A 7,137-nucleotide genomic window follows, 5' to 3' on the forward strand; every position below is an offset into this window, starting at 1 on the left:
ACACCATGCTGCGCACCCCGCCCGCCGCGACCAGATCGAACGCGACGCTCGGCGTATAGGCGGCGAGGCAGCCGGTATCGACGTGCAGTTCCTCGCCCGCCTTTAACTCACGCTCGACCACGGTGCCGCCCATCTGGACGAACACCCACCCATCGCCGTCGAGGCGCTGCATGATGAAGCCTTCGCCGCCGAACAGCCCGGTCATCACGCGGCGCTGGAACTGGATGCCGATCGACACGCCCTTGGCCGCAGCGAGGAACGCATCCTTCTGGCAAATCAGCGTGCCGCCATAAGCGCCGAGCCGCAGCGGCAGGATCGCACCCGGCGTGGGGGCAGCAAAGGCGACGCGCGCCTTGCCGCTGCCATTGTGCGTGAACACCGTCATGAACAGGCTCTCGCCCGTCACCAGCCGTTTGCCCGCGCCGAGCAACTTGCCCATGAAGCCGCCACCCTGATCGCCGCTGCCGTCGCCGAACACGGTGGTCATGCCGATGCTGGCATCCTTCCACACGAAGGCGCCAGCCTCGGCCACCGCGCTCTCGCCGGGATCGAGCTCGATCTCGACGAACTGCAATTCCTGGCCCTTGATCTCGAAATCCACGTCGTCGGCAATGCCGGCACTGCGGCTGTGCTGCCAGGGGCTGGGCGGGGGCATATGGCTTCTCCGAACAGAGGGTCGACGCCTGCGATCCTACCCCGATTCGCTATCCGCGCCCAAGCACTTCATACGCCATCACTGCGGTTGCCACTGCCGCGTTGAGGCTGTCAGCCTTGCCCAGCATCGGGATCTTGACCAGCACATCGCATTCCGTCGCATAGCCGTCGGGCATCCCCTGCGCCTCGTTGCCGGTGAGCAGGAAGGTCGGCGCGGTGTAGCTTGCGGCGCGATAGTCGGTGTCGGTGTCGAGGCTCAGCCCAACCAATTGCCCCGGCCCGCCGCGCAGCCAGCCGAGGAACTCGGCCCAGTCGCAGTGCACCACCGGCACGGTAAACAGCGCCCCCATGCTCGCGCGCACCGCCTCGACCGAGAAGGGATCGACACACTCGCCGATCAGGATCAGCGCGCCCGCGCCGACCGCATCGCCAGTGCGCAGAATCGTGCCGAGATTGCCGGGGTCGCGCAGCCGCTCGGCAACCAGCCAGATGCTCGCGCTATTACGATCGAGACTGTCGAGCGTGCGCGTGAATTCGGCAAAGACGCCCACCACGGCTTGCGGATTGTCCTTGCCGGAGAGCTTCGCAAGGATGTCGGGTACCGTCTCGATCGCTTCGCCGCCCGCCGCCTCGACCGCTGCGACGAGCGCCAGCACCAGCGGATGCGCCGCGCTGTCGCGCGCAAAGAACAGATATTGCGGAATCCGCCCCGCCTCGCGCGCCTCGGTCAGGATCCGCAGCCCCTCGGCGAGGAACAGCCCTTCCTCGCGCCGGTGGCGCTTCTCGCGCAAGCTGCGGACGCGCTTAACGAGCGGGTTGGAATAAGCGGTGATTTCGCGGGGCATGGTGCGTGATAGCTAGGCCGAGGCCTCGCCGGAAGCCCGAACCGGCAGGAACAGCCCTTTCCACAGCAGCCAGGCCGAAACGAGCGACACCACCAAGCCGACCGGCAAGATCTCCATCATCGACATCGGCAGCCGATACAGGATGCTGCCGTCGTACTTCTCGGCGAACCGCGTCATCTCCGCGGTGAGCTTGGCGAGCGCATCGGGCGTCATGCCGCGCGATTTGGCCTCGGCGATCGTGCTCGCGGCATAGCTATGGCCGAACTGGATATGGCCGATCGCGAGCGCCGCGTCCCAGCACAACGCGTAGACGAGGCTCGCGACCACCGAAATCGCAGCACCGAGCCCAAAGGCCGACCAGAACCCGATCACACCGCCGCCCGCCACGTCGCGCTGGCGCTTGATCGCGACGAAGATCGTGCTCAGCGCGGCGAGCATGATGAGATAGCCGATCGCCATCCCCCAGCCACCGATACTGTGGTCGCCGACGCCGAGCGCGGTGAGCGACACTGCGCCGCCCGCGACAAGCCCCGCGATCGCGCCATAGCCAACGATTTTCTGCATCATCGATTCGCGCTCCCGTTGTGGACACTGGCCCAAATCAGCCGGTTTTTGAGCGGTGACGCAATCACCCGGAGGGGTGATTTGAAGGATTTACCCTATCGGCAACCCCGCGATCACCGCACAATGCCGAGCGTGCGCGCCTTATTGATCGCCTCGGTTCGGCGACTCGCGTCGAGCTTTTCGAACAGTCGCGAGACGTGTGTCTTGATCGTATTGGGCGAGATCTGCAGCTCGCGCGCGATTTCCTTGTTCGATTGTCCAGCGGCGAGGGCCTCCAGCACGCGCAGCTCGCGCGGTGAAATGCCGAGCGCCGTGACTGCCTTCGGATTGCCATCGAAGGCGATCGGTGTGGTTCGCCCGATCACCCGCGCGCCGATCAACAGACCCGCGCCGAGGAAGGCCGCGGCGATCCCGAAAAGATAGACATCGTCGGTGCGGGTCAATACGAGCCGCCGATAATCGAGCCATTGCAGCGACAGCGCGCTCGCCGCCAGGACCAGTCCGTAGAGCAGCGCACGGCGCAACACCCGGTCAGTCCTCCCCAAACTTCGCCTCGACCAAATCATATAACGCACCCACCACGGCCTCGGCATGCTTGCCCTCGGCCGAGATCGTGATCGTATCGCCCATGGCTGCCCCGAGCATCATCAGGCCCATGATCGAGGTGCCGGTGACCGATCCCGCGCCTTCTTTCTCGACCTGCACTTCGCACGGCTGCGTCGCCGCCAGCGTCACGAACTTAGCGCTCGCCCGCGCATGCAGCCCACGCTTGTTGGTAATGAGAACCCGCCGTTCGACCTTGGGCGACACCGACATCAAGCGGCCGCCTCACCGAGCACTTCGGAGGCGACCGAGATATATTTCCGGCCCGCCTCGCGCGCGGCGGCGACGGCATCGACGATCTTCATTTTCTTGCGCGCCGATTCGAGCCGAATCAGCATCGGCAGGTTGATCCCGGCAATCACCTCGATCCGCCCGCGCTCCATCAGCGAGATGGCGAGGTTGGACGGGGTGCCACCGAACAGATCGGTCAGCAGGATAACGCCGCGCCCGTCATCGACTCGCGCAATCGCCATGGCAATGTCGTTGCGGCGCGCCTCCATATCGTCTTCCGGGCCGATATTGACGGTCGCAACGCGCTCCTGCTTGCCGACGACATGCTCCATCGCGGTGACGAATTCGTCGGCCAGCCGACCATGCGTCACGAGAACCAGCCCGATCATCGTCCCGCCCACATCATGTAGCTTGCGCCCCATCGTCATCTGTCTTGTCAGTTGTCTCGCCCTGCACCCCCTCCAGCGAGTCCTGGGGTGCGGCAGCAAGATCGCGGTGCGAGACCGTGGGCGAAAATCCAGCGTCGCGCAACCGGGCTGCGACACGCTCGGTGACATGGACCGAGCGGTGTCTCCCTCCGGTACAGCCGAATGCGACCGTCACATAGGATTTCCCCTCGGCCCTGTAGCGCGGGAGCAACAGTAAGAGCAGCGATTCGATTTGCCCGACCGCCGCTTCATACGCCTGGTCTTGCGCGATATAGGCCGCGACATCGGCGTCCAGCCCGGTGCCCGGCCGTAGCTCTGGCACCCAATGCGGATTGCGCAGGAAGCGCATGTCGAACACCAGATCGGCGTTGCGCGGAAGCCCGCGCGAAAAGCCGAACGAGGTGACCGAGAGCGTCGGCTTGCCCAGACCCTCGCCCGAAAAGGTCGCGCGAATTTGCTGGGCAAGCTCGTTTGCGGTCAAATCCGTCGTGTCGATCAGCCGGTTCGCCCAACGCCGGATCGGGCTCAGCAATTCGCGTTCGCGCGCGATGCCATCTGCCGCTGGCCGGTCGAGCGCCAGCGGATGCCGCCGCCGCGTCTCGGAATAGCGCCGCTCGAGTTCGCCGCCCGCGCAATCGAGGAACAGCGTGCCGACATCATGGCCGTGCTGCTCGCGCAATTGTTTGATTCGCTGGACGATTCGCTCGGGATCGAAGTCGCGGGTGCGCGCGCCGATGCCAAGCGCGAGCGGTTGGGTCGCGCGCGCCGCGCCCTCGGGCAGCGGTGCGCTTAACAGGCGGTCGAGCAGCAGTAGCGGCAAATTGTCGACGACTTCCCAGCCGAGATCCTCAAGCGTGCGCAGCACGGTCGACTTTCCCGCACCCGACATGCCGGTAACGAGCAGGATGTCCTTGGGATCGTGCTTCATAGTGTCATTGTAGCGCGGCGCAGCGCCAATTCCACCTTGATCGGCGCCGATCCTTCGAAGGCGTCGAGCGCGACGGCGGGCAGGGCGATGCCCGCAATTACATGGGCGACGGCATTCGGGGGCATCCGCTCGAGCGGTACGCCGAGCGTGACCACCAGCGCGACGGGTATATCGGACACCTGCGCCACCGCGACGATGCCGAGTCCGCGCACTTCGATCTGGCCCGCGATCGTCGCTGGTGCCGCCGCCAGCAGGCAACCGTCGACCAGCGTCAGTTCGGTTTGATCGTCGCTGATCAAGGTCGCGCCGCGGTCGATCAGGCGGAGCGCGAGATCGGATTTCCCCGCGCCCGACGGCCCGGTCAGCAACACGCCGTGCGCCCCGATCGCCACCGACGTCGCGTGGAGCCGCAGCGGCGTCACCGTGCGTCCTCCATCGGCATCCGGATCACGAAGCGCGCCCCCGTCGCACCGTCCATCCGCGCGGTGGCGACGATCGTACCCTGATGCGCTTCGACGATCGTCCGCGCGATGGCGAGGCCGAGGCCCGAATGCTTGCCGAACACCTCGCCCGCCGGACGCAACGACTGGAAGCGCCGGAACACCTGTTCGCGCGCGTCCTCGGGCACGCCTGGCCCCTGATCCTCGATCGCCACCACGACCATGTCATGCTCGCATGTCGCGGACAGCACGATCAGCCCGCCATCGGGCGAAAACGACACCGCATTCTCGATCAGATTTTCGAGCACCCGCTCCAACCGTGCACCTTCGCCCGGCACGATCAGCGGCAGGTCGGTGCGCCGGTCGAAGTGCAGCCGCACGCCGCGCTCCACGCCGCGCGCGTCGCGACTGGCGATCAGCGCCGCGATCATCGCGCCGAGGTCGACCGGCTCGAACTTGGTCCGGCTGAGCTGCGCATCGAGCCGCGATGCCTCGGCAATGTCGGTAATCAACCGGTCGAGCCGCTGGACATCGTCGCGGACGATGGCGAGCAGGCGTTCCTGCAGCGCCGGGTCCTTGACCGTCGTCATCCCCTCGACCGCCGAGCGCAACGAGGCGAGCGGGTTCTTCATCTCGTGCGTCACGTCGGCCGCGAAGGCTTCGATCGCGTCGATCCGCGCGCGTAAAGCAAGGCTCATGTCCGACAGAGCGCGCGCCAGCATCCCGATTTCGTCGCGACGCTCGGGCAGGCGCGGCACCACCACTTCGCGCGCGCGCCCGACCCGCACGCGCACCGCGGCGCGGGCCAGCTTGCGCAGCGGCTGGACGATCGTGCGGGCGAGGAACAGCGACAATAGCACCGAGGCGATCGACACGACCAGCAGCACGACGCTAAGCCGAAAGCGTTCGAAGCGCACCGTCTGCGTAATTTCGCGCGCGTTGATCATTGTCATCACAACCCCGCCGCCAGCGGACATCGGCGAGGCGGCGGTGATGATCGGCGTGCGATCAGGGGCGCGCCATACCGTCGCCGCCACAGTCGGCGTGTCGCGCGCCGTGCGCACATCGGGCCAGTCGCGCGCTTCATAATGTTCGCGGTACAAGGGTGCACGCGGCGTGCCGACGACGGTGTCGATCATCGCATCGAGGAAGCGTGCCGCGGCTTGCCGCCAATCCTGCTTGTCGGGATCTTGCAGCACGACATTGCGCAAACCCAGCCGCCGCGTGTCGATCACGGGCTTGCCCGCTTCGTCAAAGACCCGCACCCGCGCGCCCATGTCGCGCGCCAGCCGCAGCGCGAGGTCGGCCCGCCGGTTCTGCGGCACCGATACGAGCGCCTCGGCGATCAGCCGTGCTTCGCGGATCGATTGCGTCACGCGTCCATCGACGATCCGGCTGCGATACGAATCGAGATAGAAAAACCCGCCGGCGAGCAGCGCGAGCGCGAACACGTTGACGAACAGGATGCGCGGCGTGAGCGAGACACGTGCCGACCAGCGGAGCGCGAGCGCGCGTGCATCATCCTCGCCGCGCTCCAGGCTGTCGCCCGCACGGTCATTCCTCGGAGAATCGATACCCAGCTCCATATAGCGTTTCTATGGCATCGAATGCCGGGTCGATCTGCCGGAACTTGCGGCGGACGCGTTTGATGTGGCTGTCGATCGTGCGGTCGTCGACATAGATGTCGTCGTGATAGGCGGCGTCCATCAACTGGTTGCGCGTCTTCACAATCCCGGGGCGCTGCGCCAGCGTCTCGAGGATCAGAAATTCGGTGACGGTCAGCACGACGGTCGCGCCGCCCCATGTCACGCGGTGCCGCGCGGTATCCATCGCGAGTCGCCCGCGCACCAGCGCGGTGTCGGCGGCGGCTTCGTCGGCGCCGGCACCGCCTGCGGACACTTCGCTCCGCCGCAGGATTGCGCGAATTCGCGCGATCAGCAGCCGCTGCGAAAAGGGTTTGGCGATGTAATCATCCGCCCCCATCGCGAGACCAAGCGCCTCGTCGAGCTCGTCATCCTTCGAGGTGAGGAAGATCACCGGCACCATGCTCTTCTCGCGCAGCCGCCGGAGCAGCTCAAGCCCGTCCATCCGCGGCATCTTGATGTCGAGGATCGCGATGTCGGGGGGGTTATCGATCAGCGCCTTGAGCGCCGTCTCGCCATCCGAATAGAGCCGCGTGACGAACCCCTCGGCTTGCAGCGCGATCGACACCGAGGTCAGGATATTGCGGTCATCGTCGACCAAAGCGATCGTTGCCGTCATCGGCCGGGGCATTCCTTATCGTTCATCGTCCGGCCTAATCCATTACGCAGGCGCGCTCAATGCAAGCTGAACGGGCAAGCTAAACGGACGATGTTTGACCGCAGCCTATGCCCTCGATATGCGCTCCGCATACGTATGCGGAGCGAAATGGCCCGCGTGATAGTCCAGGAGAGACACTTCCG

At 65.9% G+C, this 7,137-nt stretch carries 10 protein-coding genes; all 10 read right to left on the reverse strand.

What is annotated here, in order from left to right:
* A partial coding sequence (locus tag ABWP09_RS08705) for an AIM24 family protein (protein ID WP_353204752.1) occupies nt 1-655 on the reverse strand: 655 nt, incomplete at its 3' end.
* Between the two features lie 49 nt (nt 656-704).
* Nucleotides 705-1,499, reverse strand: a complete 795-nt coding sequence (locus ABWP09_RS08710; protein ID WP_353204753.1) for a TrmH family RNA methyltransferase — start codon at nt 1,497-1,499, stop codon at nt 705-707.
* Nucleotides 1,500-1,511: 12 nt separating this feature from the next.
* A complete protein-coding gene (locus ABWP09_RS08715) occupies nt 1,512-2,066 on the reverse strand; it encodes a DUF4199 domain-containing protein (RefSeq protein ID WP_353204754.1) in 555 nt (184 codons plus the stop codon).
* A gap of 110 nt (nt 2,067-2,176) precedes the next feature.
* A complete protein-coding gene (locus ABWP09_RS08720; protein WP_353204755.1) occupies nt 2,177-2,590 on the reverse strand; it encodes a response regulator transcription factor in 414 nt (137 codons plus the stop codon).
* A gap of 4 nt (nt 2,591-2,594) precedes the next feature.
* On the reverse strand, nt 2,595-2,879 hold the full coding sequence (locus tag ABWP09_RS08725) for an HPr family phosphocarrier protein (protein WP_353204756.1): 285 nt from the start codon (nt 2,877-2,879) through the stop codon (nt 2,595-2,597).
* Entirely contained in the window at nt 2,879-3,286 is a 408-nt protein-coding gene (locus tag ABWP09_RS08730) for a PTS sugar transporter subunit IIA (protein ID WP_353204757.1), read from the reverse strand. Before ABWP09_RS08730 ends, ABWP09_RS08725 begins: the two co-directional genes overlap by 1 nt.
* A gap of 13 nt (nt 3,287-3,299) precedes the next feature.
* Entirely contained in the window at nt 3,300-4,253 is a 954-nt protein-coding gene (gene rapZ / locus ABWP09_RS08735; RefSeq protein WP_353204758.1) for an RNase adapter RapZ, read from the reverse strand.
* Nucleotides 4,250-4,675, reverse strand: a complete 426-nt coding sequence (locus ABWP09_RS08740) for an HPr kinase/phosphorylase (RefSeq protein WP_353204759.1) — start codon at nt 4,673-4,675, stop codon at nt 4,250-4,252. Before ABWP09_RS08740 ends, rapZ begins: the two co-directional genes overlap by 4 nt.
* On the reverse strand, nt 4,672-6,279 hold the full coding sequence (locus ABWP09_RS08745; protein ID WP_353204760.1) for a sensor histidine kinase: 1,608 nt from the start codon (nt 6,277-6,279) through the stop codon (nt 4,672-4,674). The genes ABWP09_RS08740 and ABWP09_RS08745 overlap by 4 nt, the downstream gene beginning before the upstream one ends.
* Nucleotides 6,248-6,955 (reverse strand): response regulator, encoded by a 708-nt coding sequence (locus ABWP09_RS08750; protein ID WP_353204761.1) that lies wholly within the window; start codon nt 6,953-6,955, stop codon nt 6,248-6,250. Before ABWP09_RS08750 ends, ABWP09_RS08745 begins: the two co-directional genes overlap by 32 nt.
* Nucleotides 6,956-7,137 lie beyond the last annotated feature (182 nt).

The organism is Sphingomonas sp. (assembly GCF_040398505.1).
Taxonomy (GTDB): domain Bacteria; phylum Pseudomonadota; class Alphaproteobacteria; order Sphingomonadales; family Sphingomonadaceae; genus Sphingomonas.